Annotated in this window: 23 protein-coding genes and 1 riboswitch; of the genes, 11 read left to right on the plus strand and 12 right to left on the minus strand. The window is 73.4% G+C overall.

The features are described from left to right. Positions 1-28: 28 nt before the first annotated feature. Both OG956_RS26855 and OG956_RS40265 read right to left on the minus strand, forming a co-directional pair. Positions 29-1891, minus strand: coding sequence for an anthranilate synthase family protein (locus tag OG956_RS26855; RefSeq protein WP_330340563.1), 1863 nt, complete (start codon positions 1889-1891; stop codon positions 29-31). 90 nt (positions 1892-1981) lie between these two features. Beyond that, positions 1982-2038: a trp operon leader peptide gene (locus OG956_RS40265; RefSeq protein ID WP_115913573.1), complete on the minus strand. Its 57-nt coding sequence runs from the start codon at positions 2036-2038 to the stop codon at positions 1982-1984. A 107-nt stretch (positions 2039-2145) separates the two neighbouring features. Between OG956_RS40265 and OG956_RS26860 the strand changes: the two genes are divergently transcribed. Continuing rightward, positions 2146-3498, plus strand: a complete 1353-nt coding sequence (locus tag OG956_RS26860) for a class II 3-deoxy-7-phosphoheptulonate synthase (protein ID WP_330340564.1) — start codon at positions 2146-2148, stop codon at positions 3496-3498. Positions 3499-3637: 139 nt separating this feature from the next. Then, entirely contained in the window at positions 3638-3862 is a 225-nt protein-coding gene (locus OG956_RS26865) for a (2Fe-2S)-binding protein (protein ID WP_330340565.1), read from the plus strand. A 60-nt stretch (positions 3863-3922) separates the two neighbouring features. Here the strand turns inward: OG956_RS26865 and bfr are convergent, their stop codons facing one another. After that, positions 3923-4441, minus strand: coding sequence for a bacterioferritin (gene bfr, locus OG956_RS26870; RefSeq protein WP_330340566.1), 519 nt, complete (start codon positions 4439-4441; stop codon positions 3923-3925). Positions 4442-4616: 175 nt separating this feature from the next. On the opposite strand from bfr, the gene OG956_RS26875 reads away from it, so the two are divergent. Continuing rightward, positions 4617-5249 (plus strand): sulfite oxidase-like oxidoreductase, encoded by a 633-nt coding sequence (locus OG956_RS26875; protein WP_330340567.1) that lies wholly within the window; start codon positions 4617-4619, stop codon positions 5247-5249. 18 nt (positions 5250-5267) lie between these two features. On the opposite strand, the gene OG956_RS26880 is transcribed toward OG956_RS26875, so the two are convergent. From OG956_RS26880 to thiO, 5 genes are all read right to left on the minus strand, one after another. Next, a complete protein-coding gene (locus OG956_RS26880; RefSeq protein ID WP_330340568.1) occupies positions 5268-6161 on the minus strand; it encodes a deoxyribonuclease IV in 894 nt (297 codons plus the stop codon). A 526-nt stretch (positions 6162-6687) separates the two neighbouring features. Then, positions 6688-8604, minus strand: a complete 1917-nt coding sequence (gene pknB, locus OG956_RS26885) for a Stk1 family PASTA domain-containing Ser/Thr kinase (protein ID WP_330340569.1) — start codon at positions 8602-8604, stop codon at positions 6688-6690. 90 nt (positions 8605-8694) lie between these two features. After that, positions 8695-9489: a thiazole synthase gene (locus tag OG956_RS26890; protein ID WP_330340570.1), complete on the minus strand. Its 795-nt coding sequence runs from the start codon at positions 9487-9489 to the stop codon at positions 8695-8697. Positions 9490-9492: 3 nt separating this feature from the next. After that, positions 9493-9693 carry a sulfur carrier protein ThiS gene (gene thiS / locus OG956_RS26895; protein WP_330342959.1) on the minus strand — a complete coding sequence of 67 codons (201 nt, stop codon included), beginning with the start codon at positions 9691-9693 and terminating at the stop codon, positions 9493-9495. Positions 9694-9695: 2 nt separating this feature from the next. Continuing rightward, on the minus strand, positions 9696-10859 hold the full coding sequence (thiO, locus tag OG956_RS26900; protein WP_330340571.1) for a glycine oxidase ThiO: 1164 nt from the start codon (positions 10857-10859) through the stop codon (positions 9696-9698). Continuing rightward, positions 10857-10968, minus strand: a riboswitch (TPP riboswitch). It overlaps the preceding gene by 3 nt. A gap of 183 nt (positions 10969-11151) precedes the next feature. On the opposite strand from thiO, the gene OG956_RS26905 reads away from it, so the two are divergent. From OG956_RS26905 to OG956_RS26925, 5 genes are all read left to right on the plus strand, one after another. Further along, on the plus strand, positions 11152-12384 hold the full coding sequence (locus OG956_RS26905) for an NAD(P)/FAD-dependent oxidoreductase (RefSeq protein ID WP_330340572.1): 1233 nt from the start codon (positions 11152-11154) through the stop codon (positions 12382-12384). Between the two features lie 138 nt (positions 12385-12522). Continuing rightward, entirely contained in the window at positions 12523-12888 is a 366-nt protein-coding gene (locus OG956_RS26910; RefSeq protein ID WP_330340573.1) for an Rv2175c family DNA-binding protein, read from the plus strand. A gap of 93 nt (positions 12889-12981) precedes the next feature. Continuing rightward, positions 12982-13629 (plus strand): thiamine phosphate synthase, encoded by a 648-nt coding sequence (gene thiE / locus OG956_RS26915; RefSeq protein WP_330340574.1) that lies wholly within the window; start codon positions 12982-12984, stop codon positions 13627-13629. Between the two features lie 151 nt (positions 13630-13780). After that, positions 13781-14704, plus strand: coding sequence for a methylenetetrahydrofolate reductase [NAD(P)H] (gene metF, locus OG956_RS26920; RefSeq protein WP_330340575.1), 924 nt, complete (start codon positions 13781-13783; stop codon positions 14702-14704). Between the two features lie 56 nt (positions 14705-14760). Then, positions 14761-15684 (plus strand): SCO2102 family sporulation regulator, encoded by a 924-nt coding sequence (locus OG956_RS26925; protein WP_330340576.1) that lies wholly within the window; start codon positions 14761-14763, stop codon positions 15682-15684. 34 nt (positions 15685-15718) lie between these two features. On the opposite strand, the gene OG956_RS26930 is transcribed toward OG956_RS26925, so the two are convergent. The 4 genes from OG956_RS26930 to OG956_RS26945 form a co-directional block, all read right to left on the minus strand. Further along, positions 15719-17227 (minus strand): phytoene desaturase family protein, encoded by a 1509-nt coding sequence (locus tag OG956_RS26930; RefSeq protein ID WP_330340577.1) that lies wholly within the window; start codon positions 17225-17227, stop codon positions 15719-15721. 454 nt (positions 17228-17681) lie between these two features. After that, positions 17682-18311, minus strand: coding sequence for a TetR/AcrR family transcriptional regulator (locus OG956_RS26935; protein ID WP_330340578.1), 630 nt, complete (start codon positions 18309-18311; stop codon positions 17682-17684). 56 nt (positions 18312-18367) lie between these two features. Beyond that, on the minus strand, positions 18368-20452 hold the full coding sequence (locus OG956_RS26940; RefSeq protein ID WP_330340579.1) for a YhgE/Pip domain-containing protein: 2085 nt from the start codon (positions 20450-20452) through the stop codon (positions 18368-18370). Continuing rightward, on the minus strand, positions 20439-21296 hold the full coding sequence (locus OG956_RS26945; protein ID WP_330340580.1) for an ATP-binding cassette domain-containing protein: 858 nt from the start codon (positions 21294-21296) through the stop codon (positions 20439-20441). Before OG956_RS26945 ends, OG956_RS26940 begins: the two co-directional genes overlap by 14 nt. Positions 21297-21472: 176 nt before the next feature. Here OG956_RS26945 and OG956_RS26950 point away from each other — a divergent pair, with 176 nt between their 5' ends. The 3 genes from OG956_RS26950 to OG956_RS26960 all read left to right on the plus strand — a co-directional run bounded on the left by OG956_RS26950 (position 21473) and on the right by OG956_RS26960 (position 23721). Beyond that, positions 21473-22036 carry an SAV_6107 family HEPN domain-containing protein gene (locus tag OG956_RS26950; RefSeq protein WP_330340581.1) on the plus strand — a complete coding sequence of 188 codons (564 nt, stop codon included), beginning with the start codon at positions 21473-21475 and terminating at the stop codon, positions 22034-22036. 196 nt (positions 22037-22232) lie between these two features. Continuing rightward, on the plus strand, positions 22233-23060 hold the full coding sequence (locus OG956_RS26955; RefSeq protein ID WP_330340582.1) for a class I SAM-dependent methyltransferase: 828 nt from the start codon (positions 22233-22235) through the stop codon (positions 23058-23060). A 277-nt stretch (positions 23061-23337) separates the two neighbouring features. After that, positions 23338-23721 carry a DUF3040 domain-containing protein gene (locus tag OG956_RS26960; RefSeq protein WP_330340583.1) on the plus strand — a complete coding sequence of 128 codons (384 nt, stop codon included), beginning with the start codon at positions 23338-23340 and terminating at the stop codon, positions 23719-23721. Positions 23722-23754 lie beyond the last annotated feature (33 nt).

Consider the following 23754-nt stretch of genomic DNA (forward strand, 5'->3'; position numbering starts at 1 on the left):
GGACCCCGCGGTCCCCGGGCCCGGCCGCTCAGCTCGCCGTGCTCGCCCGGCGCAGCCGGCCGATCAGCTCCCGTACCACGGCCGCCCCGTTCAGGCTGAGGACCGACTCCGGGTGGAACTGCACGCCCGCGAAGCCGGGCCCGCGCAGCGCGTGCACCTCGCCGTTCGCCGCCCGGCTCACCTCGATGCCGTGCGCGGCCAGCTCCCGGGCCGTCTCCTCGTCGCAGCGGGCGACGAAGCTGTTGTAGAAGCCGACGGTCTCCGGCCGCCCGAACAGGTCGACCGTGGTCTGCGCCCCCTGGTACGGAACCTCCTTGCGGACGGTCTCCAGGCCCAGCTCCGCCGCGATCAGCTCGTGGCCCAGGCAGACGCCGAGCACCCCGTGCCGGTGCTCCCGGATCACCGTGGCGGTCAGCTCCCGCAGCAGACGCATCTTCGGGTCGGCGAGGTCGGCCGGGTCACCCGGTCCGGGGCCGAGCACCACCGGCCCCTCGTGGGCGAGCACCGCCGCCCGCAGTCCCGGCTCGTCGTACCGCCGTACCGTCACCTCCAGGCCGCCCGAGCGCAGCACGTGGGCGAGCATCGCGGTGAAGGTGTCCTCGCCGTCGACCACCAGGGCGTGCCCCTCCACGGCAGCGGCGCGCTCCTGCATCCGCAGCCAGAACGGCGCCAGCGCCGAGCGGCGCCCGTCCAGCGCGGCCCGCACCCGCGGGTCGTCGGCCAGCCGGGGCCGCTCCCGCTCCGCGCGCGGCCGGGACGGCCGTACCCCGAGTGCCGCCAGCACGCCCGCCGCCTTCGCGTGGGTCTCCGCGACCTCGCCCGCCGGGTCCGAGCCGCGCACCAGCGTGGCGCCGACCGGGACGCGCAGCCGGCCCCGCGCCGAGATGTCGGCGGTGCGGATCAGGATGGGGGAGTCCAGGGTCTGCGCCCCGCCGGAGTCCCGGCCGAGCAGGGCGAGGGCGCCCGCGTAGTACCCGCGGCCGCCGGCCTCGTGGCGCTCGATGACCCGGCAGGCGTTCTGCACGGGCGAGCCGGTGACGGTGGCCGCGAACATCGTCTCGCGCAGCACGTCCCTCACGTCGAGGGAGGACTTCCCGCGCAGCTCGTACTCGGTGTGCGCGAGGTGCGCCATCTCCTTCAGGCGCGGCCCGACGACCACCCCGCCCATGTCGCCGACGGTGCACATCATCTTCAGTTCCTCGTCCACGACCATCGACAGCTCCTCGATCTCCTTGCCGTCGGCGAGGAAGGCCAGGAGGTGCTCGGGGGTCGGGCCCTCGGCGGGATAGCGGTAGGTCCCGCTGATCGGGTTCATGACGACCGTCCCGCCGGACATCCGCACGTGCACCTCGGGACTGGCCCCGACCAGCGTCCGGTCCCCGGTGTGCACGACGAACGTCCAGTACGCGCCCCGCTCGCCCTCCAGCAGCCGGCGGAACAGGGCGAGCGCGTCGGCCCGGCCGAACCCCGGGATCTCGCCCTCGTACGTCCGCCGGATCACGAAGTTCGCGCCCTCGCCCCGGCCGATCTCCTCGCGGAGCACCCGGCCGACGATCTCGCCGTACGCCTCGTCGCCGACGTCGAAGCCGCCGCCCTCGACCCGCACGTCATGGCCGGGCAGCCGGCGCAGGGCCTCGTCCAGCGGGATCTCGTACGACTCCTCGGGGACCAGCGCCAGCAGCGGGGTGCCGTCGTCGCGGACGTCGAAGCCGCGCTCGCGGATCTGCCGGAACGGCACCAGCGCGAGGCACTCGTCGGGCAGGCCGGCGAGCCGGTCGTGGCGGCTCACCGGGCCGGTCAGCACCTCCACCGTGTGCGGGTCGCGGCCCGGGGTGCGGCGGCGGAGCAGGGCGAAGGGGCGGTCGTCGTGCAGCAGCTGTGCCAGGTCCATGGTTCCTCTTCCGTCGATGGGGAGGAACGGCCCCGGACACGCCGAAGGCCGCCCCTCGGGCGGCCTTCGCGAAGTCTTGCGTACGCGCGATCAGTGGGCCGCCGGATGAGCGGTCCACCACCAGTTCTGGATCGACAGCGCGAACATGGCACGAACCCTACCGCACCGGCCTCCGAGTCCACAGGACAACCCTCGCGTCTCACCCTTCGAGCCAGAAGATGGGGCACGCGACACGACCCCGTAATGTTTACGAGGTGACCGTGAACGCTAAGACCAGCCCCGGCGCTGGCAACACCTGGCGAAACCTGCCCGCGGCGCAGCAGCCCGAGTACCCCGACCCCGAGGCTCTGCGCGCAGTGATCGCGGACCTCGAGTCGTATCCGCCGCTCGTCTTCGCGGGCGAGTGCGACCAGCTGCGCGCCCGGATGGCGGCCGTCGCCAAGGGAGAGGCGTTCCTCCTCCAGGGCGGCGACTGCGCCGAGGCCTTCGACGCGGTGTCCGCCGACCACATCCGCAACAAGCTGAAGACACTGCTCCAGATGGGCGCCGTCCTCACCTACGCGGCCTCCGTGCCCGTGGTGAAGGTCGGCCGGATCGCCGGGCAGTACTCCAAGCCCCGCTCCAAGCCGACCGAGACCCGCGACGGCGTGACGCTCCCGGTGTACCGGGGCGACTCCGTCAACGGCTTCGAGTTCACGCCCGAGTCCCGCATCCCGGACCCGGAGCGGCTGAAGCGCATGTACAACGCCTCGGCGTCCACGCTGAACCTGGTGCGCGCCTTCACCACCGGCGGTTACGCCGACCTGCGCCAGGTGCACGCCTGGAACCAGGACTTCGTGAAGACCTCGCCGTCCGGCCAGCGCTACGAGCAGCTCGCCCGCGAGATCGACAACGCGCTGAACTTCATGCGGGCCTGCGGCGCCGAGCCGGAGGAGTTCAAGACCGTCGAGTTCTTCTCCTCGCACGAGGCGCTGCTGCTGGACTACGAGTCCGCCCTGACCCGGGTCGACTCGCGCACCGGCAAGCTGTACGACGTCTCCGCGCACATGGTGTGGATCGGTGAGCGCACCCGCCAGCTGGACGGCGCGCACATCGAGTTCGCCTCGCAGATCCGCAACCCGCTCGGCATCAAGCTCGGCCCGACGACGACGGCCGAGGAGGCGCTGCAGTACATCGACCGCCTCGACCCCGAGCGGGAGCCGGGCCGGCTGACCTTCATCGTGCGGATGGGCGCCGACAAGATCCGCGACCGGCTCCCCGAGCTGGTGGAGAAGGTCACGGCGTCCGGCGCGACGGTGGCCTGGGTGACCGACCCGATGCACGGCAACACCTTCGAGGCGGCCTCCGGGCACAAGACCCGCCGCTTCGACGACGTGCTCGACGAGGTCAAGGGCTTCTTCGAGGTCCACAAGGCGCTCGGCACCCACCCCGGCGGCATCCATGTGGAGCTGACCGGCGACGACGTCACCGAGTGCGTCGGCGGCGGCGACGAGATCTTCGTCGACGATCTGCACCAGCGCTACGAGACCGCCTGCGACCCGCGGCTGAACCGCAGCCAGTCGCTGGACCTGGCGTTCCTCGTCGCGGAGATGTACCGGGACCAGTGAGCGGGCGAAGGGGCGCGGATCACACAGGATCCGCGCCCCTTCCTCTTTTGCGCGTCCGCGCCGGATAGGTAAGGTTAGGTTTGCCTCACCGAGATACGGGATGGCGGTCATACAACGATCCCGTCGGGAGGTGCGCCGCGTGTACGTCTGCAGCTGCTTCGGCATCACCGAGGCCCAGGTCCGGCAGCACGCGGAGAACGGTGCCTGCACTCCCCGCCAGATAGCCTCCGCCTGCAAGGCGGGCACGGACTGCGGCGGCTGCGTCCGGCGCATCCAGGCCCTCCTCGGCCGGGGCGCCTGCCCCCGCCGGGAGCTGATCGAGCGGCGCGCCCCGGCGCTGGAGCGGCTGGACGACGCCGCCTAGCAGCCGCGTGCCCGGCCGCACTCCTGCATGGTGCGGCCGCTCACTGTGTTGCGCGGCCCCTCAGTCTGTGGAGAAGCCGCTGGTGCCGGGGCCCGAGGGGTCGGGCTGGCTCTGCTCGATCACGGTCGAGAGGTAGAGCGCCTCGCCCAGCTTGTCCACGAGTTCCAGCTGGGTGTCCAGGTAGTCGATGTGGTGCTCCTCGTCGGCCAGGATCGCCTCGAAGACGTTCGCCGAGGTGATGTCGTCCTTCTCGCGCATCAGCCGGATGCCGCGGCGCAGCCGGTCGATGGCCTCGGCCTCGATCTGCCGGTCGGCCTGGAACATCTCGGTCACCGTCTGCCCGACCCGGACATGGAAGAGCCGCTGGTAGTTCGGCAGGCCGTCGAGCAGCAGGATGCGGTCGGTGAGGATCTCCGCGTGCCGCATCTCGTCGAAGGACTCGGCCCGGGTGTACCTGGCGAGCTTCGACCATCCCTTGTGGTCCTGGAGCTTGGCGTGCAGGAAGTACTGGTTGATCGCGGTCAGCTCGGCGGTCAGCTGCTCGTTGAGCAGTTCGATGATCTCGGGGTCGCCCTGCATCGCAATGGACTCCTTCCAGATGAGCCGGACCCGGCCGATAGCGCCGCATGATGGCACCGGCGATGAAGATCGTCCAGTAAGTGCGCACTTAGTAAGTACGTTATGAGTTGCTGGCTCTTGTCCGGTTTCAGGCGGGTGGTCAAGGGCACTGCCCGGGGTCTGTCAGGATGGATACATGGGTCATCCGGTGGAGCGAGCGTCGGAAGCGACGGCAGGGTCCGGGCTTCCGCCGGGTCAGCGGCTCCAGCGCGGCTGGCCGGTCACGCACTACGGGCCCGTGCCGAAGTTCCGCCCCGAGCGCTGGGAGTTCCGGGTCTTCGGCGCCACCGCCGACGGTGACAAGCACGTCTGGAACCACGAGGAGTTCACGGCCCTGCCGTACACCACCGTGGTGGCCGATCTGCACTGCGTGACGAAGTTCAGCATGGTCGGAGCGGAGTGGGGCGGCATCCCGGCCGCGGTGATCCTTGACCTGGCCCCGCCGGCGCCGGACGTCACCCATGTGATGGTCTGGGCGGAGTACGGCTTCAGCTCCAACCTCCGCCTGTCGGACTTCGCCTCCGACCGCACCCTCTTCGCCACCCACAAGGACGGCGAGCTCCTCACCGCCGAGCACGGCTTCCCGGTCCGCCTGATCGTGCCGCACCTGTACGCCTGGAAGGGCCCCAAGTGGGTCCGCGGGGTGGAGTACATGACCGCCGACCGCCGCGGCTTCTGGGAGGAACGCGGCTACCACAACATCGGCGACCCGTGGAAGGAACAGCGGTACTCGTACCAGGAGGAACCGGGGGAGGGCCCGGAGCTGTGAGCCGGACGGACCGGGCCGTCAGCCGTCCCTGAGCTTCTTCAGCCGCTCCACGTCCGCCGCGTGCCCCTCCTTGCCGCCGGGCGTCTCGATGATCAGGGGGACGCCCTGCGTCGCCCGGTGGGTCATCAGCGCCCGGAACGGGTCCTCGCCGATGCGGCCGTCGCCGATGTTCTCGTGCCGGTCCTTGTGCGCGCCTGCCACGTCCTTGGAGTCGTTGGCGTGGATCAGCTTCAGCCGGCCCTCGCCGACCGTGTCCACCAGCAGGTCGAGGGTCCGGTGCATGCCGCCCGGCTCGGTCAGGTCGTGGCCGGCGGCGAAGACGTGGCAGGTGTCCAGGCACACCCCGAGCCTGGGGTGCGCGTCCAGCGCCTCGAAGTACGGGCCGAAGTCCCAGGTGCGCGAGCACAGCGAGGCGCCCTGCCCGGCCGTCGACTCCAGCAGCAGGCAGGGGTCGTCGTCGTGGGTCAGCTCGTCCAGCAGCGGCAGCAGACGCGCCCGCACCTGCTTCAGGGCCACCTCCCTGCTCCGCCCGCCGGTCGCGCTCCCGGTGTGCACGACCACGCCGAGCGCGCCGATCTCGCGCCCGCGCCGCAGCGAGTGCCGCAGCGACTCCACCGACCGCTCCACGGTCGCCTCGGTGTGCGAGCCGAAGTTGATCAGGTACGGGGCGTGGACGTACGCCGGGACCGACTGCTCGGCGCAGGCCGCCCGGAACGCCTCGTCCTGGCGGGGGCTGCCCGCGGGGGTGGCCCAGCCGCGCGGGTTGGCCACGAAGACCTGTACGGCCTCCGCCTTCAGCGCGCGGGCGTAGGGGAGTCCCACCGAGTGCAGACCGCCGGCGACGGGCACATGGGCGCCGACGGGGTTGCGGACGGCGGGAGCCGGGAGGGAGGGGGAGGATGGTGAGGTCATGACCCACCCAGCATGCCAGGACGTGTGGGGACGGCCCCGATCAGGGTACGACTGCACCAGCGCCCCCGTGCGGGTTCGGAGTGAAGCTCAGCGGGGAGACCGGAGCGGTCCTGGCCAAGGCGACCGGTGAGGCATACCCGGTCGTCCGGGCCGTGTGGGAGAACTAGCGGGGCCCGGCGCGGCCGCGCCCGGGTGTCCGGATCCCCGCAGCCGGGGGAGGACGCCTACCATGCCCGAGTGGCGCGGACGCCGCGGTGCGGGCCGTATGCCGGATGTCCCGGAGACGGAAGGGGCACAGGCACGGGGGCGCCCGTGGGCCCGAGGATGCTCACCTGCCAGACGTCGGTTGCGGTCAGCTCCGCGACCGGTTCCACCCCCAAGAGACCTCTCCCCCCGTCTGCCCCGCCACCGGACACGCGTCTGCGGAGCCGCCATAGCAGCGGCCTGGCAGGGGGGAAGCAGGGGGCAACGGGCCGTCGGTGGCGGGCAGTTGGCCCTGCCGCCGAGCGGTCCGCGGGCGCCCTGGTCAGCGGATGGTGATCGTGATGGTGGAGCCCTTGGGGGCCTTGTCGCCGCCCCGCACCGACTGCTTCTTCACGGTGTCGCCGAACAGGCCGAGCAGCCCGCGGTCCTCCTCCACCTTGAAGCCGGCGCCCTCCAGCGCCTTGTGGGCGTCGTCGACGCTGTCGCCGGTCACGTCCGGCACCTCGACCATCACCGGGCCCTTGGACAGCGTCAGCGTCACCGTGTCGCCCTGGGCGGCCTGGCTGCCGTCGCCCGGGCTCTGCCGGGCCACCTTGCCCTGGTCGTACTGCGAGTTGACCTGCCCGGGCGCGATCCGCACCTTCAGCCCGGCGTCCGTCAGCTGCTGCCGGGCGTCGGCCAGGTCGTCGCCGGTGACGTCCGGCACGTCGACCGGGCTGCCCTTGCTGACGGTCAGCGCGATCGCCGAGCCGGCGTGCCGCCTGGTCCCGGCCTGCGGGGTCGTGGCGATCACCGAGCCCCGGGGCACGTCCTCGCTGAACTCCCGGGTGACCATGCCCGGCGCCAGGCCGTCAGCCTTCAGCCGCGCCCGCGCCTCGGCCAGCGTGCGCCCCTCGACGTCCGGTACGTTCACCGTCTCCGGGCCCAGCGAGATCCTCAGCGTCACCGCGTCGTGGTCACGGATGCGGGCGCCGGGCGCCGGGTCGGTGCCGATGACCGTGCCCCGGGCCACGGTGTCGTTGTACTCCCGCTTGACCTGCCCGACCTCGAGGCCGGACGACTCCAGCCGGGCGCGGGCCTGCGCCTCGGTCTTGGCCAGCAGCGGCGGGACCTTCGTGAACTGGCCCGAGTTGATGTACCAGACCCCGGCGCCGACGCCGAGCACCACCAGCAGGGCGGCGACGACCGTCAGCACCAGCCGCCCGGACCTGCGCGGCGGCACCGGGGGCGCCTGCAGCAGGCTGGTGCGCTGCACGCCGTCCCCGGACGGCTCCTCGTCGCCGACCGGCAGGGGCCTGGGCACCGTCAGCGAGCGCGGTATCACGCTCGTACGGTCGCCCGCGTTGTCGTGCTCCGCGGTCACCGCCTGCGGCGGCATCGCGTCCAGCTGCTCGTCGCTCAGGCCCCGGCGCGCCTCGCGCACCAGGGCGAGCAGTGCCACGGCGTCCTGCGGCCGGATCTCCGGGTTGCGCGCGGTCGCCGACGCGACCAGCTCGTCCAGGCCGTACGGCAGCCCCGGCACCAGCGCCGACGGCGGCGGCACGTCCTCGTGGAGGTGCTTGTAGAGCACCTGCGCGGGTGAGTCCCCCGCGTGCGGCTTGGCGCCGGTCAGCATCTCGTACAGCACGACACCGCACGCGTACACGTCGACGCGGGCGTCGGCGCCGCCCTGCTCGATCTGCTCGGGGGCGAGATACGACACGGTGCCGAGGACGGCGCCGGTCGTGCCGGTCTGCGTGTCCACGGACCGCACGAGTCCGAAGTCGGCGACCTTGACCCGGCCGTCGTCGCCGATCAGCACGTTCTCCGGCTTCATGTCCCGGTGCACGAACCCGGCCCGGTGCGCCGCCCCGAGCGCGGCGAGGACGGACTCGAGGATGTCGAGCGCCGCGCGCGGCTGCAGCGCCCCCCGCTCGCGCAGCACGTCCCGCAGGGTGCAGCCGGCGACGTACTCCATCGCCAGGTACACGTACGACCCGTCGGTGCCCTGGTCGAAGACCTGCACCACGTTCGGGTGGGCCAGCCGGGCCACCGACTTCGCCTCCCGGATGAACCGCTCCACGAACGATCCGTCCGCGGCGAGCGCCGGATGCATCACCTTCAGCGCGAGCACACGGTCCAGACGGGTGTCCAGGGCCCGGTAGACCGTGGCCATCCCGCCGACCGCGATCCGCGCGTCGACGCGATAACGGCCGTCGAGCACCTGCCCGACGAGGGGGTCCTGAAGGGTCGTATCCACGAGAGGGGAGTCTACGAGGAGCGACCGACAGCGCCGTACGGTGCGCCGACGCCGGTGACGGAATGCAGCACAGCTGTGACGGCCCCGGGATCAGAAGGCCGGGCGCTCGGGATCCAGGCGGGCGCGTCCCTCGACGGGCGAGGAGGCCTCGGCGAAGTGCCTGCGCGGAATCCGCCCGGCCAGCCGGGCCAGCCGGCCCCCTTCCACGGCATGCCGCATCGCGGCGGCCATCGTCTCCGGCTCCTGCGCCCGGGTCACCGCGGAGGCGAGCATCACCCCGGCGCACCCCAGCTCCATGGCGAACGCCACATCGGACGCCGTGCCGGCCCCCGCGTCCAGGATCACCGGCACACGCGCGTGCTCGACGATCAGCTGGAAGTTGTGCGGGTTGCGGATGCCCAGCCCGGACCCGATCGGCGACCCCAGCGGCATCACGGCGGCGCACCCCACGTCCTCGAGCCTGCGCGCCAGCACGGGATCGTCATTCGTGTACGGCAGCACCGTGAACCCGTCGTCGACCAGCGTCTCCGCCGCCTCCAGCAGCTCCACCGGATCCGGCAGCAGCGTCCGCTCGTCGGCGATGACCTCCAGCTTGATCAGGTCCGTGCCCAGCGCCTCGCGCGCCAGCCGCGCGGTCAGCACCGCCTCGCCCGCGGTGAAACAGCCCGCCGTGTTCGGCAGCACCCCGATGCCCAGCTTCTCGAGCACCGACAGCACCGAGCCGTGCACGGAGGGGTCCACCCGCCGCATCGCGACCGTCGTCAGCTCCGTGCCGGAGGCGGCCAGCGCCCGCTCCAGCACGTCCAGGCTGGGCGCCCCGCCCGTGCCCATGATCAGCCGCGACGACAGCGTCGTACCCCCGAGGACCAAGGGATCGTCGGCCATGGCTCAGCCTCCCTGGACCGCGGTGAGGACTTCGACCCGGTCGCCGTCGGCGAGCGCCGTGGCGGCCCACCGCGCGCGCGGGACGACGGTCTCGTTGACGGCGGCGGCCACCCCGGACACCGACGGGGTCAGCGACCGTACGACGGCCTCGAGAGCGGTGCCCGGAGCGATCTCCCGGCGGTCTCCGTTGACAGAGATCGAGATGCTCATGCGGGCTGCTCCACGAGGGCGGGGGCGCCGAAGCGCCGCGGCGTGAACGGGCGGGCTTCCTCCGGCAGTTCGCCGTCGGCCAGCAGCCGTGCCATCACATCCCCGGTGACCGGCGTCAGCAGCACCCCGTTGCGGTAGTGCCCGGTGGCCAGCAGCAGCCCGTCCAGCCCGGACGGGCCGAGCAGCGGCGCGTTGTCGGGGGAACCGGGGCGCAGCCCGGCCCGGGTCTCGGTGAGCGGCAGCTCGGTGATGCCCGGCACCAGCTCGTGGGCGTCGCGCAGCAGCTCGTAGACCCCGCCCGCGGTGACGGCCGTGTCCCAGCCCAGCTCCTCGCTGGTCGCGCCGACGACCAGCTCGCCGTTCTCCCGGGGCACCAGGTACACCTGGCTGCCGCGGACCACGGCGCGGACGGTACGGCTGAGGAAGGGCGCGTACCGGCGCGGCACGGTGAGCCGCAGCACCTGCCCCTTCACCGGGCGCACCGGAGGCAGCAGCGCCTCGGGCACCCCCGCGAGCCGTCCGCTCATGCTCCCGGCGGCGAGCACCACCTGCCCGGCGCGCAGCACGGTGCCGTCGGCGGTGGTCACCCCGGCCGCCCGGCCGCCCGTGACGTCGAGCCGCTCGGCCCACGCGCGGTGGAAGGCGACGCCCGTCCGCTCGCAGGCGGTCACCAGGGCCGCCGCGAGGCGCCGCGGGTCGATCTGGTGGTCGCCGTCGACCCGCAGCCCGCCGCGCACCCCGGGCGCCAGCATCGGCTCCAGGCGCCGGCACTCCCGCCCGGACAGCCACTGCGAGTCCAGGCCCGAGCGCTGCTGCAACGCGTGCAGCTCCCGCAGGTGGGCGCGGTCGTCGGCGTCCAGCGCGACCGCGAGGGTGCCGCAGCGGCGGTAGCCGAGGTCGTGGCCGGTCAGCTCGGTCAGCTCGGCCGCGAAGCGCGGGTAGCGGCGGGCCGACTCCAGGTTCAGGGCGAGCAGCGTCTCCTCGCCGTAGTGCAGTTCCGTGACGGCGGCCAGCATTCCGGCCGCGACCCGGGCGGCCCCGCCGCCGGGCTCGGGGTCCACCACGGCCGTGGCCAGCCCGCGCTGCGCCGCGCGCCAGGCCGTGACCAGGCCGATGATCCCGCCCCCGATGACGAGGACGTCGGACGTACGTGACGACATGGGCGTCCAGCCCCTCCCTTCGCCGGCATGACCCGGATCAGGTTCGTACGGTCGGAGGCCGCCAGCCTCCCTCTCAGCCCGGTGCGTCCGGGCTCCCGCGAGTGCGTGTACGGGGGCCACCCTAGCCCGCCGCCCGCACCGCCCGTAAGAGCGCCCCCGGCCGTCCACGGCCGTCCGGTCGGCACCCGGGAGGGTGAGCCGCCGGGCGATCGGGCACTGCTGCGGGCGGTGTGGAGCAGGTCACCGGGCATGGCCGCTGACTGACGCTCCGTCACGTGTCTATGGTGATCGGGTGGGCGAACAGACAGCACAAGAGGGCACGTCACAGGGGCGGCACGTGGTCGTCGCCGGCGCGGGCATGGCCGGCGTGCAGACCGCGGTCGCGCTGCGGGAGCAGGGCTTCACGGGCGCCGTCACCGTGATCGGCGCCGAACCGCACCAGCCGTACGACCGGCCGCCGCTGTCGAAGGCCGTGCTGCTCGGCAAGGCCGAGGACTCCGCCTTCGACGTGGACTTCGACTCCCTCGAGGTCGAGCTGCGGCTCGGCTGCGAAGTGCTGGGCCTGCGCCCCGCCGAGCGGGAGCTGGACACCGAGCAGGGCCCGGTGCCGTACGACGTCCTCGTCCTCGCCACCGGCGCCGAGCCGGTCACCCTGCCGGGCACCGAGGGCGTGCCCGGCGTGCATCTGCTGCGCACCCTGGACGACGCCGAACGGCTGCGGCCGGTACTGGCCCGGCAGCACGAGATCGTGGTGGTCGGGGCCGGCTGGATCGGCGCCGAGTTCGCCACGGCCGCCCGTCAGGCCGGGTGCGCGGTGACCGTCGTGGAGGCCGCCGACCGGCCGCTCGCCGGCGCCCTGCCTGCCGAGGTCGCCGCCCCCATGGCCGCCTGGTACGCCGACGCGGGCGCCGAACTGCGCACGCACGCGCGCGTGGAGCGCGTCGAGCCCGGCGCGGTGCTCCTGGCCGACGGCACCCGGCTGCCCGCGGGCGCCGTCGTCGTCGGCATCGGCGCCCGCCCCGCCACGGCCTGGCTGGCCGGCTCCGGGGTCGAACTGGGCCCGCACGGGGACGTCCTCGCCGACGCCCGGCTGCGCACGTCCGTGCCCGACGTGTACGCCGTCGGCGACTGCGCCTCCTTCCCCTCCGCCCGCTACGGCGAACGGCTGCTCGTCCACCACTGGGACAACGCCCTGCAGGGCCCGCGCACGGTCGCCGCGAACATCCTCGGCGAGACCCCGGCGGTCTACGACCCGGTGCCGTACTTCTGGTCCGAGCAGTTCGGCCGCTTCGTGCAGTACGCCGGCCACCACCCGGCCGCCGACCGGCTGATCTGGCGCGGCGACCCGGCGGGCCCGGCCTGGTCGGTGTGCTGGCTGTGCGAGGACCGCCTGGTGGCGCTGCTGGCCGTGGGCCGACCGCGTGATCTCGCCCAGGGACGGAGACTGATCGAGGCGGGCACCCGGATGGACGCGGCGGCCCTGGCCGATCCCGGAAAGCCCCTGAAGGACGCGAAGGCCGGGTGACTGCCGCCCCGGAAGGGGCGCGGGCTCGTTCCGGCGTGCCGCCGCGCGGGAGCGACCGGTCACCGCCACGCCCCGCCCGGCGACACAGCCCGGCACGACGCATCGCGACCGGACCGGCCGAGCGCCTACCCTGGTGCCGTGACCGAGATTGACGCAAAGATCGATGCTCTCGTCCCCGCCTGGCTCACCCTCCCCGACATCGCCGAAAGGCTCGGCGTGGAGGTGACGCGCGTGCGGCAGCTGGTCAAGGAGGGCCAGCTCATCGCCGTCCGCCGAGGTGAGAACCGGGCGCTGCACGTCCCCGCCGCCTTCATCGACGGGGACAAGGTCGTCAAGGGCCTGTCCGGCACCCTGACGCTCCTGCGGGACGACGGCTTCACGGTCGAAGAGATGATCGAGTGGCTCTTCACCCCCGACGACACCCTGCCCGGCACCCCCGCGCAGGCCCTGCGCGAGAATCGCGGCACGGAGGTGAAGCGCCGCGCCCAGGCGCTCGCCGTCTGAGCCGACCCGCACCACAAGGGGTGGCGTGCGGGCCGCCGCACCCGTACGCCACCCGTGCCAGCAGCCAGGGACACCGATCAGGGGGACCCACGTATGTCCGACACCGCGCGTGCCGCGCTCGCCGACGCCCGTCTGTACCTGTGCACGGACGCGCGCACCCGCCAGGGCGACCTCCCCGAGTTCCTGGACGCGGTCCTGGCCGGCGGCGTCGACATCGTGCAGCTGCGCGACAAGGGCATGGAGGCCGCCGAGGAGCTGGCGCACCTGGAGGTCTTCGCGGACGCCTGCGCCCGGCACGGCAAGCTGCTCGCGGTGAACGACCGCGCGGACGTCGCCCACGCGGCCCGCGCCGACGTCCTGCACCTCGGCCAGGGCGACCTGCCGGTCCCGGCCGCGCGCGCCATCCTCGGCGACGAGGTGCTGATCGGCCGCTCCACGCACGCCGAGTCCGAGGCGGCGGCGGCCGCCGCGCAGGAGGGCGTGGACTACTTCTGCACCGGCCCCTGCTGGCCCACCCCCACCAAGCCCGGCCGGCCCGCGCCCGGCCTCGGCCTGGTCCGGTACACGGCCGGCCTGGCCACCGACCGCCCCTGGTTCGCGATCGGCGGGATCGACCTCACCAACCTGGACGAGGTGCTGGACGCGGGCGCCCGCCGGGTGGTCGTGGTCCGCGCGATCACCGAGGCCGACGACCCGGGAGCGGCAGCGGCGGACTTCGCGAAGCGGCTCCGGCAGTTCTAGAGGCGGCTCCGGCGGTTCCGGAAGCGGCTCCGGCGGGTCCCGCGGCGCCGTTGTCCGGGGTTTTGTCCAAGGAGTGGACAGCAACCCGGCAATTCGGGCAAATTACCGTCCTCCGGTTGGGGGACCGCCCACCCCTGGCTAACCTGCCCGTATGGCCCTCGGAACCCCCTCCACCAGGACTGATCGCGCACGCACCGTGCGCGACATCCTCGCCAGCGGCAAGACGACGTACTCGTTCGAGTTCTCGGCGCCGAAGACCCCCAAGGGCGAGCGGAACCTGTGGAGCGCGCTCCGGCGGGTCGAGGCGGTCGCGCCCGACTTCGTCTCCGTGACCTACGGCGCCGGCGGCTCCACCCGCGCCGGCACCGTCAAGGAGACCGAGCAGATCGTCGCCGACACCACGCTCACCCCGGTGGCCCACCTCACCGCGGTCGACCACTCCATCGCCGAACTGCGGAACATCATCGGCCAGTATGCGGACGCCGGGATCCGCAACATGCTCGCCGTGCGCGGCGACCCGCCCGGCGACCCCATGGGCGAATGGGTCCCGCACCCGCAGGGCCTGACGTACGCGGCCGAACTCGTCCGGCTCATCAAGGAGTCGGGCGACTTCTGCGTCGGAGTCGCCGCCTTCCCGGAGATGCACCCCCGCTCCACGGACTGGGACACCGACGTCGCCCACTTCGTGGACAAGTGCCGAGCGGGCGCCGACTACGCCATCACACAGATGTTCTTCCAGCCGGAGTCGTATCTCCGGCTGCGCGACCGCGTGGCGGCCGCGGGCTGTGACACCCCGGTGATCCCCGAGGTCCTGCCCGTCACCAGCGTGAAGATGCTGGAACGGTTGCCGAGGCTCAGCAACGCCCGCTTCCCGGACGCCCTGAAAGAGCGGATCCTCACAGCCAAGGACGATCCGGCGGCGGTACGCTCCATCGGTATCGACTTCGCCACGGAGTTCTGCGCACGGCTGCTCGCCGAGGGAGTGCCCGGACTGCACTTCATCACGCTCAACAACTCCACGGCGACCCTGGAAATCTACGAGAACCTGGGCCTGCACCACCCCCCGCAGGCCTAGACCGGCCGCACCGCGATACGACACACTGCGTAGCGGTCACTGGGAGAGGGGCGTACATGGGCTGGACGGTCCTCTACATCGCGTTCGGCATCGTCGCACTGTGGTTGCTGGGCGAGGTGCTGCTGCAGTACAAGGCGCGGCTGCGCTGGCGGCTGCTCGCCTTCGCCGGCTTCCTCGGCGTCGTGCTGGGTGTGCTGATGCCGTCCGTCGTCGTCATCGGGCTCGGCGCGATCGCCTTCGCGGTCGGCCAGACCTATGTCACGCTGTCGTTCCGCCGCGGCTTCGCCGCCGGCTGGGCGGTCAAGCGCCCCGACACGGACGGCGAGGGCGGCAGCAAGCGCCGCCGCGGCAAGGCCGACCGGCACGCCCCGGACCTCGACGGCGCCGAGCCCGAGGGCCCGGCGGACGACCGGGACGCCGACGGCCGCTACCACCAGGACGGCGCCTACGACGAGGACTACGACCGCGACGACGTCTTCACCCCGGCGTCCCGCGGCGCCGAGCCCACCGCCGCCGAGACCACCGCCGTGTACGAACCGCAGCCCCTGCCCGACGACACCGGCTCCTATGGCGTCTACGGCGACACCGCCTACGCGGCCGCCACCCCGTCCCAGGGCACCGAGCAGCAGAGTTACGCCTACGACTACTCGGGCTACGCCCAGCAGGGCTACGGCTACGACGCCGGGGGACAGCAGGCGTACGCCAACTACTCCGACCCGTACATCGGCAGCCAGTCCTACGGCGGCGCCGCGTACGACACCGGCTACGCGCAGCAGTACACCCAGCAGGGCTACGCCCAGGAGCCGTACGGCGGCGGCTACGGCGAGACGCCGGCCGGCGGGGTATGGGTGCCGCAGCAGCGCACCGACGAGACGTACGGCGGCGCACTCCCGCAGGAGCAGCCGTACCCCTACCAGGGCCAGGGCCACGCCGAGCAGCCGCAGCCCGGCGCCGGCTACGACGAGCAGTACCGCTTCTGAGGCGGGCAGCGCCCGTCCGGGGCCGGGCCCGTGCTCACTGCGAGCCGCGGAACTCCGGGCCCTCCACGATCAGCCCCGCCACCAGTGCGCCCGACATGCCCGCGTGCGGCAGGCCGCCGCCGGGGTGCGACCAGCCGCCGACGGTGAGGAGACCGGCCAGAGTGGTGGCGTTGCCCGGATGCAGCAGGCGTCCGGCGCCCGCCGCGAGTGCCGGAGCCGGTATCGCGCCGCCCGCCGCGCCCGTGGCCTCCTCGACGGCGGCGGGGGCGAGCACCTCCGTCCACAGGATGCGGTCCCGCAGCCCGGGCACGGCCCGCCCGGCCGTCTCGATCATGTGCTGCGCGTGGCGGTCGAGCGCCTCCCGGTCCTGCTGCCACGGGCCGGCGGGGACCACCGAGGACAGGACCACCGCCTCATGGGCGGCGTCCGGCACCAGCGCCGGGTCGTCCGGGCGCAGCACGGTGACCGTGGGGGCCGCCACCGCCCCGACCGAGCCGCCGAACACCAGCTCCCGCTCGGCCTGCCGATCCTGCGCGTGCACCACGGTCCGGTGGGCCGTGCCGTCCGGCCGGCCGCCGCGCAGCGCCAGCAGCACCGTGAGCCGGCTCGTCCTCCCGGGCTGCGGCGGGACCTCGCCCGCGCCGCGCAGGGCCGTGCCCTGCAGGAACCGGCCGAGGGCGTCCGGGGCCACACCGGCCACCACGAAGTCCGCCTCGGCCACCGTGCCGTCCGTCAACTCCACGCCTGCCGCCCGGCCGTCCTTCTCCAGGATCCGGGCGACCTCCGCGCCGAAGACGAACTCCACCCGCCGCCGCACGCACCGCTCGTACACCGCGCGCGCCAACTCCCGGACGCCGCCGCGCACATACCAGGTGCCGAAGGCGTGCTCCATGTAGGGCAGCACGGCCGCGCTCGCCGGGGTGGTCCGCGGATCCAGGCCGTAGCCGAGCGCGGTGCTGTCCAGCAGCGCGGCCAGGCGCTCGTCGCGCAGCTCCCAGGCGCCGATCTCGGACAGCGTGCCCGCCCGCCGGGTGCGCAGCAGCCGCCTGTGCGGGACGGCCGGATACGGCTCCTTCTCCGCCAGCACCTGCCAGTCGGGCCACAGCGGCTCCTCCAGCAGCGGTCTGCGGGTGCGGTCCCAGGCCTCCCGGGCCCGCACCAGGAAGTCGCCCCAGCGCTCGCCCGCGCCCGCGCCCAGCGCCTCGTCCAGGGCCGCGACCACACCCGCGCGCGAGGCGTTCGGCAGCGACACCTCGGTGCCGTCCGCGAACACGTGCCGGGCGGACGGATCGACCTGGACCAGCTCGACGCAGTCCTCCAGCGGCTCCTTGCCGGTCTTGACGAACAGATCGCGGTACACGGCGGGCAGCGTCAGCAGTCCCGGGCCGGTGTCGAAGCCGAACCCGTCCCGCTCGAAGCGGCGCACCGCACCGCCGTACGTGTCCGTGCGCTCGTACACCGCCACCCGGTGGCCCGCGACGGCCAGCCGGGCGGCCGCCGCCATCGCGCCCATCCCGGCGCCGATCACCGCAATCCGTGCCATGCCTGCGACTTTACCGACCGCCGCCGACAATCCGGCCCGCGGGAGCCGGCCGCGGACGCGCCCCGCACCGGGCCGTGCGCAGCGTACGTGGGCACGCGCGCGTACGGCTGAGTATCCGTACCTAGGCCGCGAGATGAGTAGCTGCGCGGATGGGCCGCGACCTGTGTGAACGGGACAGTGGAGACACGGCAAGGGGGCGTGGCCCGGCACCGCCGACACGGGGCGGCGGAACGGCGCCCGCCACCCGGCCGCTCCTTCCGCCGATCCGTCGGCGGAAGCGAGACCGGGGGACCCGGGGGACGACCGCCCACGGGAGACCGGGGGGAAGACCGTAGGGGGAGAACGGGGGAGTACGGGGGAGTCGGGAAGGCGCCGGTCCGCACGCGGACCGGCGCCTTCCTCATGTCCTCCGCAGTCCCCGAGCCCCCGCAGTCTCCGAGTGCGGGGGCTCGGCTCAGCCCTTCCCGCTCACGCGTCCCTGCAGCAGCCTGGACAGGGCCGCGTGGACGTCGTCCAGGGAGCGCTCCGGCTGGAAGGACTTCCAGTCCAGTGCGGCCACCAGCACCATGCCGACCAGCGCGGCCGCCGTCAGCTGGATGTCGATCTCCTCGCTGAACTCGCCGGCCGCCACGCCCTCGCGCAGCACCCCCTCGACCACCGCGACGGCCTCCTGCCGGACCACCATCAGGGTGGACTGCCAGGCCCGGTTGGTGCGCCACAGCTCGGCCACGTACAGCTGCGTGAAGGCCGGATAGCGGTCGATGAAGACCAGGCCCGCGCGGACCATCGCGTCCAGCGCGTCCACCCGGCTGCCGCCCGCCCGCGCGGTCCGCTCCGCCGCCTCCCGCAAAGAGGCCGTGAGCAGGCCGACGCCGTGCCGCAGCAGTTCCTCGAAGAGGACCGACTTGCTCGCGAAGTTGTAGTAGACCGTGCCCTTCGCGACCCCGGCCCGCTCGGCGATCTCGTCCACGGTGGTCGCGGAGAAGCCCTGCTCGGCGATGAGCGTGACGGCCGCCTCGTAGAGCTTCTGCCGGGTGGCCTCGCGGCGGGTGCTGCCGCCGGACCTGGTGCTGCTGCGTTCCATGGCCCCGATTCTCACAGGTACGCGCGCGTGCGGTGACCGCGCGGGGAGCACCGATGTCACAGACTCAGCTCCGGGTGCAGCCGGTCCGGCGTCCACACCTGGCGGCGCCGGGCCGCGACGGCGGTCAGCGCGAGCGCGCCCGCGGTGAACGCGGCCAGCACGGCGCACGCCTGCCAGACCGGGCCGAGCCCGCCGCCCGTGATCAGCCGGCGCAGTGCGGCCACGACGTAACTCATCGGCAGGAACGGGTGGATCGCGTTGAAGAAGCGCGGACTGGTCTGCACGGGATAGGTGCCGCCCGCGGAGGTCAGCTGGAGCATCAGCAGCGCCAGCACCAGGATCCGGCCCGCCGCCCCGAAGCGGGCGTTCAGCCACTGCACGATGGCCGCGAAGCACGCCGCGACCAGGAGCAGGAAGCCGATCGTGCCGGCCGCGCGCAGCATCTGCAGGCCGATCGCCCAGTGCAGCACCGCCATCAGCGCGGACACCTGGAGCACGCCGACCGCGGCCACCGGAAGCCAGCCCGCGAGCGCGATCCGCCAGGCCGGCGAACCGGCCGCCAGAGCACGCCGGTTGAGCGGCGGGATCAGCATGTAGGCGACCATCGCGCCCACCCACAGCGACAGTGGGATGAAGTACGGGGCGAAACCGGTGCCGTAGTTCGGTGCCTTGTGCAGGTCGTGGGAGGCCAGCTGGACCGGGTCGGACATCACGCCGGTGCGCCGGTCGCGGTCCTTCTTGTCGTAGTCCGGGATCTTCCCTGCGCCGTCGTGGAGCCCGCCGGCGAGCTTGCCGGAGCCGTCGGACAGCTTGTAGAGGCCGCCGTTCAGGGTCCGGGCGCCCGACGCCGCCGTGCCGATGCCCTTGTCCAGCGTGGCCGCGCCGGTCTGGGCGGTGCCGAGCCCGGTGTGGAGCTTCTTGGCGCCGGCGGCGACCTTGTGCGCTCCGGTGTTCAGCTGGTCGATCTTCGCGACCGCGTCGCTGACGTCCTCGTACAGGTGCGGTGCGCGCGCTTGGAGCGCCTTGGCCTGCTGCTGGAGGGTGGCGAGGTTGTCCCGCATCGTCTTCAGGTCGCCGTCCTGGTCGGCGATCAGCGTGTTGAGGTCGTCGGCCACGGCCGCCACGTCGGCGGCGGCCGTCCTGGCCCGCTTCAGGTCGGGGCAGGCCGGGTCGGGGATCGCGGCCTTCTCGCAGCGCGTCCGGTAGACCTCGTCCAGCACGTCCGAGGACGCGTGGGCGGTCTTCGCGGCGGCCGGGGCGAGCTTCACCATGACGTCCAGGTTGTCCTTGACGGTCTTGGCCGAGTCGGCGACGAGCCGGGCGGTGTCCCCGATCGTCTTCTCGTTGTCCTTCAGGTAGGGGCCGGCCTTGCCGTAGATGCCGTCGACCTTGTCGGCGAGCGCCTGGGTGCCGTCGGCGACCTGCCGCGACCCGTCCTGGAGGTCGCCGGCGCCGGTGTTCAGCTTCTTCAGGCCCTTGGCCAGCCTGTCGCTGCCGCTCTTGGCGTCCCTCAGCCCGTCGGCGAGGTCCTTCGATCCCTTCTCCGCCTTCCCGATGCCGGTGTTCAGCCGGTCGGCGCCCTTCGCGGCGGTGACCGTCCGGTCGTGGATGTCGGAGAACGAGACGAAGATCCTGTCCAGGAAGGCGCGGGAGACCTTGGCGGAGGCGGCCGAGCGGACCTCGTTGAAGACGGTCCGGGAGATCTGGCCGACGATGTAGTTGTTCGCGTCGTTGGTGCGCACCTGGAGCGCGCCGGTCTCCGGGGAGTCGCCGGAACTGGAGGCGATGCGGCGGCTGAGGTCGGCGGGCATGGTCAGCGACAGGTAGTACGTGCCGTCCTCGACGCCCTCGCGGGCCTCCTCGTCGCTGACCTCGTGCCATGCGAAGGTGCGGCTGTCGCGCAGCCCGGCCACGATGTCGTCACCGGCGGTGATCCGCTTCCCGCCGGCCGTGGCGCCCTTGTCGTCGTTCACCAGGGCCACCGGGATGCGGTCCAGGCGGCCGTACGGGTCCCAGAACGACCACAGGTACAGGGCGCCGTAGAGCAGCGGCAGCACGAGCAGCGCGACCAGCGCCGCGCGCGGCAGCCGTCCGCGCCCGAACCGCCTCAACTCGAGTGCGGCCAGCCTAGGCGTGCGCATCGACGTCCTCCTTCGGATCACTGTCGCGGACCTGGGTGCTGCCGTTCGCGGGGCTCTGCTCGCCGCTGTCCGCGTCTCTCGCCCCGGCCGCCGTTCCGGCGTCCCCCGAGCCGCCGGTGCCGCCCCTGCCGCGCACCGCCGCGGTGTCCTTCGCCCCGGTCCGTACGACCACGCAGTCGTCGGGTGCGGTGCGGCAGACGGCCGCCACCGTGGTGCCCGCGCGCGTGAGCGAGCGCAGCAGCGTCCACAGTTCGGCGCGCTCGGCGTCGGAGAGCTTGGTGTCGATGTCGTCGACGCCGAGCAGTCCGGGCCGGCCGAGCAGCGCCAGGGCGATGGACAGGCGCAGCTCCTGGGGCCGCTCGAGGTCGCGCACGGCCGTCCGGGAGCCCTTGGGCAGCGTTTCGAGGTCCAGCCCGGCGGCGGCGAGGGCAGCGTCGACGCGCAGCCGGGCCTCGTGCACGCGCTGGGCGCGGGGGCGCAGCAGCTCGCGGACGGAGTCGCCGAAGCGGCTCTGCAGCAGGGCCCGCTCCCGCAGGTGCTCGCCGACGGTCAGCGCGGGCTCCAGATCGGTCACCCCCGCCACGTTGGCCACCGCGCTGACGCGGCGCAGCCGGGCCATGTGCCGGGGAAGTTTGAAGCCCCCGACGGTGGCCACTCCCTCGGTGGGCTTCATCCGTCCGGTGAGCGTGAGCAGCAGACAGGTCCGGCCGGAGCCGGACGGCCCCTCGATCGCGATGAGCGAGCCGGGTTCCGCGTCGACGGCGACGCCCCGGAAGGCCCACCCCCGCGGCCCCTTGAGCCCCAGGCCCGCTGCCCTGACGTCCACGCCGTCCGCGCCGTCCACAGGTCCCCCTGTCCCTTCGTGCCGGTGAAGCCATTTTGAACTGACTGGTCAGTGCAAAAATAGCCCCGAACCTGCGATCGATGCAAAACCCCAGGTCAGAACGGATTGTCAGTGCCATACCTCACGATGGGCACATACGGCACCCGTGCCGTCACCCAGACGACAGGAGGTTCGTCATGGCCAACCCGTCCGCAGCCGCCGCCCGCCGGCGCCGCGCCACCGGCCCTGCCCCCTCACTGACCGGCCCGGCGAGCGACGTGCACCCCGTGCTCCGCCGGGCCACGGCCCCGCCCGCCGCTCTCGACCTGCTCGCCCAGGCCCGCGCCGGACTGGACGAGGCCGCCGTCCTGGAAACGCCGAACGAGCGCTATGCGACGGCCCACCTCGCCGCCCTGCGCACCGCCGCCGCCGTGCTCGCCGCCCGCGGCCGCCCCGAGACCTCGCCTCGGCGCCGCGCCCGGATCCGCAGCGCCTGGGAGGTGCTGCCCGAGATCGCCCCCGAACTGACCGAGTGGAGCGCGCTGTTCGCCTCCGGCGCCGCCCGCCGCGCTCGCGCCGAGGCCGGCATCCAGGGCGCGGCCAGCCGCCGGGACGCCGACGACCTGATACGGGACGTGGCGATGTTCCTGCGCATCGTCGAGCGGATGCTCGTCGTCCAGCCGGTCCTGCCCCAGCCCCGCCAGGACCCCGGAGAACCGGACGGCCCGAGGGCGCGCGGCGGCCTTCCGGACGCGGGCTGACCACCGCAGCCGGCGTGTGAGACGCCGTGGAGCCCGGCCCTCGGGACGCCGTGGGTCCCGGCCTTCGGGACGTCCCGGGACCCGGCGTGCGAGACGCGCCGAGTCCGGCCCGCCTGCGGTGACCGGCGAAGCGGCGGAGGCATAGGGTGGAGTCGCCTGAAGCCTTCCAGCCAGCCCTGCCGAGGAGTCAACCGCCGTGTCGGACCCGATGCGCCCGCCCGCCTCCCACCAGCACCCGCACCCGGCGTCGCCGCGCTCCGACACCCCCCGCTCCCGCGCCTCCCTGCGCACCGCCGTCGTCTGGGAGGTCCTCCAGGACGCCCTCGACCGCCGGGTCAAGGCCACGGGACGCGAGGCGCTGGACGTCCTCGACACCGGAGGCGGCAGCGGCAACTTCGCCGTGCCCCTCGCCCGGCTCGGCCACCGCGTCACCGTCGTCGACCCCAGCCCCAACGCGCTGTTCGCGCTGGAGCGCCGGGCCGCCGAGGCCGGCGTCGCCGACCGGGTCAAGGGCGTCCAGGGCGACGCGCACGGCCTGTTCGACGTGGTCGAGCGCGGGGGCTACGACGCCGTGCTGTGCCACGGCGTCCTGGAGTACGTGGACGACCCGGCCGAGGGCGTCCGCAACGCCGTCGCCGCACTGCGCTCCGAGGGCGTCCTCAGCCTGCTCGCCGCCGGCCTCGGCGGCGCCGTGCTGGCCCGCGCCCTCGCCGGTCACTTCACGGAGGCCCGGCAGGCGCTGCAGGACCCCGAGGGCCGCTGGGGCTCCGGGGACCCGATGCCGCGCCGGTTCACCGCCGAGCAGCTCACCGCGCTCGTCGAGGGCGCGGGCCTCAGGGTCGGCGCCGTGCACGGCGTGCGGGTCTTCGCCGACCTGGTGCCCGGAGTTCTCGTGGACACCGAGCCCGGCGCCCTCGACGCGCTCCTCAAGCTGGAGTCCGCGGCGGCCGAGCTGCCCGCCTTCCACTCCGTCGCCACCCAGCTGCACGTGCTCGGCGAGACGCCGGGTGCCGCCGAGGGCTGAGCGCACCGCCGTGACCCGCCGCTGATCAGGGGCTCGTCGGCGGATGGAGTACGCCACAAGCCCCCCGATCGTGGGGTTTGCGCCGTATGATCGAGGTAAGCCGCCCGGCATGACGGGTCGGCCGCCGGGGAATGGAAGCCTCAGCGAGCCGGGACAGCCATGACGGACTCCGGTTGGCCAATTGGCGTAGAGGGGCGGGTTTCACGGGGGCGATTCCCTGCCTATCCTGAAGGGACCCCCCGGGTCGCCCCGGCGACTGCACGATGAGGAGGACTCCGTGCCGCTCTCGGAGCACGAGCAGCGCATGCTCGAGCAAATGGAGCGAGCGCTGTACGCCGAAGATCCCAAGTTCGCGTCGGCGCTTGAGGGAAACGGGCTGCGGACGTACACCCGGCGGCGGGTCTACCAGGCGGTCGCGGGCTTCCTCGTGGGTATCGCGCTCCTCATGGCCGGAATGGTCGCGCAGCTGATCTGGGTCAGCGTGGTGGGTTTCCTCGTCATGCTGGGCTGCGCCGTACTCGCGGTCACCGGCTGGCGCAAGGCGCCCAAGCCGGGTGAGCAGCCGGCGGGCGCCGTCCGCCGCCAGGTGCGGCCGAAGCGCTCCATGATGGACCGAATCGAAGAGCGCTGGCAGCGCCGCCGGGACGGACAGGGACAGTAGCAGCGGCCGTCCGGCGGCTTCGAGCAAACGACC

It is taken from the genome of Streptomyces sp. NBC_00557, assembly GCF_036345995.1.
In the GTDB taxonomy this organism is placed as follows: domain Bacteria; phylum Actinomycetota; class Actinomycetes; order Streptomycetales; family Streptomycetaceae; genus Streptomyces.

Coding starts and splice junctions, on each gene's coding strand:
- OG956_RS26855 (WP_330340563.1), bottom strand. CDS start 1,891: ATGGACCTGGCACAGCTGCTGCACGACGACCGCCCCTTCGCCCTGCTC.
- bfr (WP_330340566.1), bottom strand. CDS start 4,441: ATGCAGGGCGACCCCGAGATCATCGAACTGCTCAACGAGCAGCTGACC.
- OG956_RS26875 (WP_330340567.1), top strand. CDS start 4,617: ATGGGTCATCCGGTGGAGCGAGCGTCGGAAGCGACGGCAGGGTCCGGG.
- OG956_RS26880 (WP_330340568.1), bottom strand. CDS start 6,161: ATGACCTCACCATCCTCCCCCTCCCTCCCGGCTCCCGCCGTCCGCAAC.
- OG956_RS26890 (WP_330340570.1), bottom strand. CDS start 9,489: ATGGCCGACGATCCCTTGGTCCTCGGGGGTACGACGCTGTCGTCGCGG.
- thiO (WP_330340571.1), bottom strand. CDS start 10,859: ATGTCGTCACGTACGTCCGACGTCCTCGTCATCGGGGGCGGGATCATC.
- thiE (WP_330340574.1), top strand. CDS start 12,982: ATGTCCGACACCGCGCGTGCCGCGCTCGCCGACGCCCGTCTGTACCTG.
- metF (WP_330340575.1), top strand. CDS start 13,781: ATGGCCCTCGGAACCCCCTCCACCAGGACTGATCGCGCACGCACCGTG.
- OG956_RS26925 (WP_330340576.1), top strand. CDS start 14,761: ATGGGCTGGACGGTCCTCTACATCGCGTTCGGCATCGTCGCACTGTGG.
- OG956_RS26930 (WP_330340577.1), bottom strand. CDS start 17,227: ATGGCACGGATTGCGGTGATCGGCGCCGGGATGGGCGCGATGGCGGCG.
- OG956_RS26935 (WP_330340578.1), bottom strand. CDS start 18,311: ATGGAACGCAGCAGCACCAGGTCCGGCGGCAGCACCCGCCGCGAGGCC.
- OG956_RS26940 (WP_330340579.1), bottom strand. CDS start 20,452: ATGCGCACGCCTAGGCTGGCCGCACTCGAGTTGAGGCGGTTCGGGCGC.
- OG956_RS26950 (WP_330340581.1), top strand. CDS start 21,473: ATGGCCAACCCGTCCGCAGCCGCCGCCCGCCGGCGCCGCGCCACCGGC.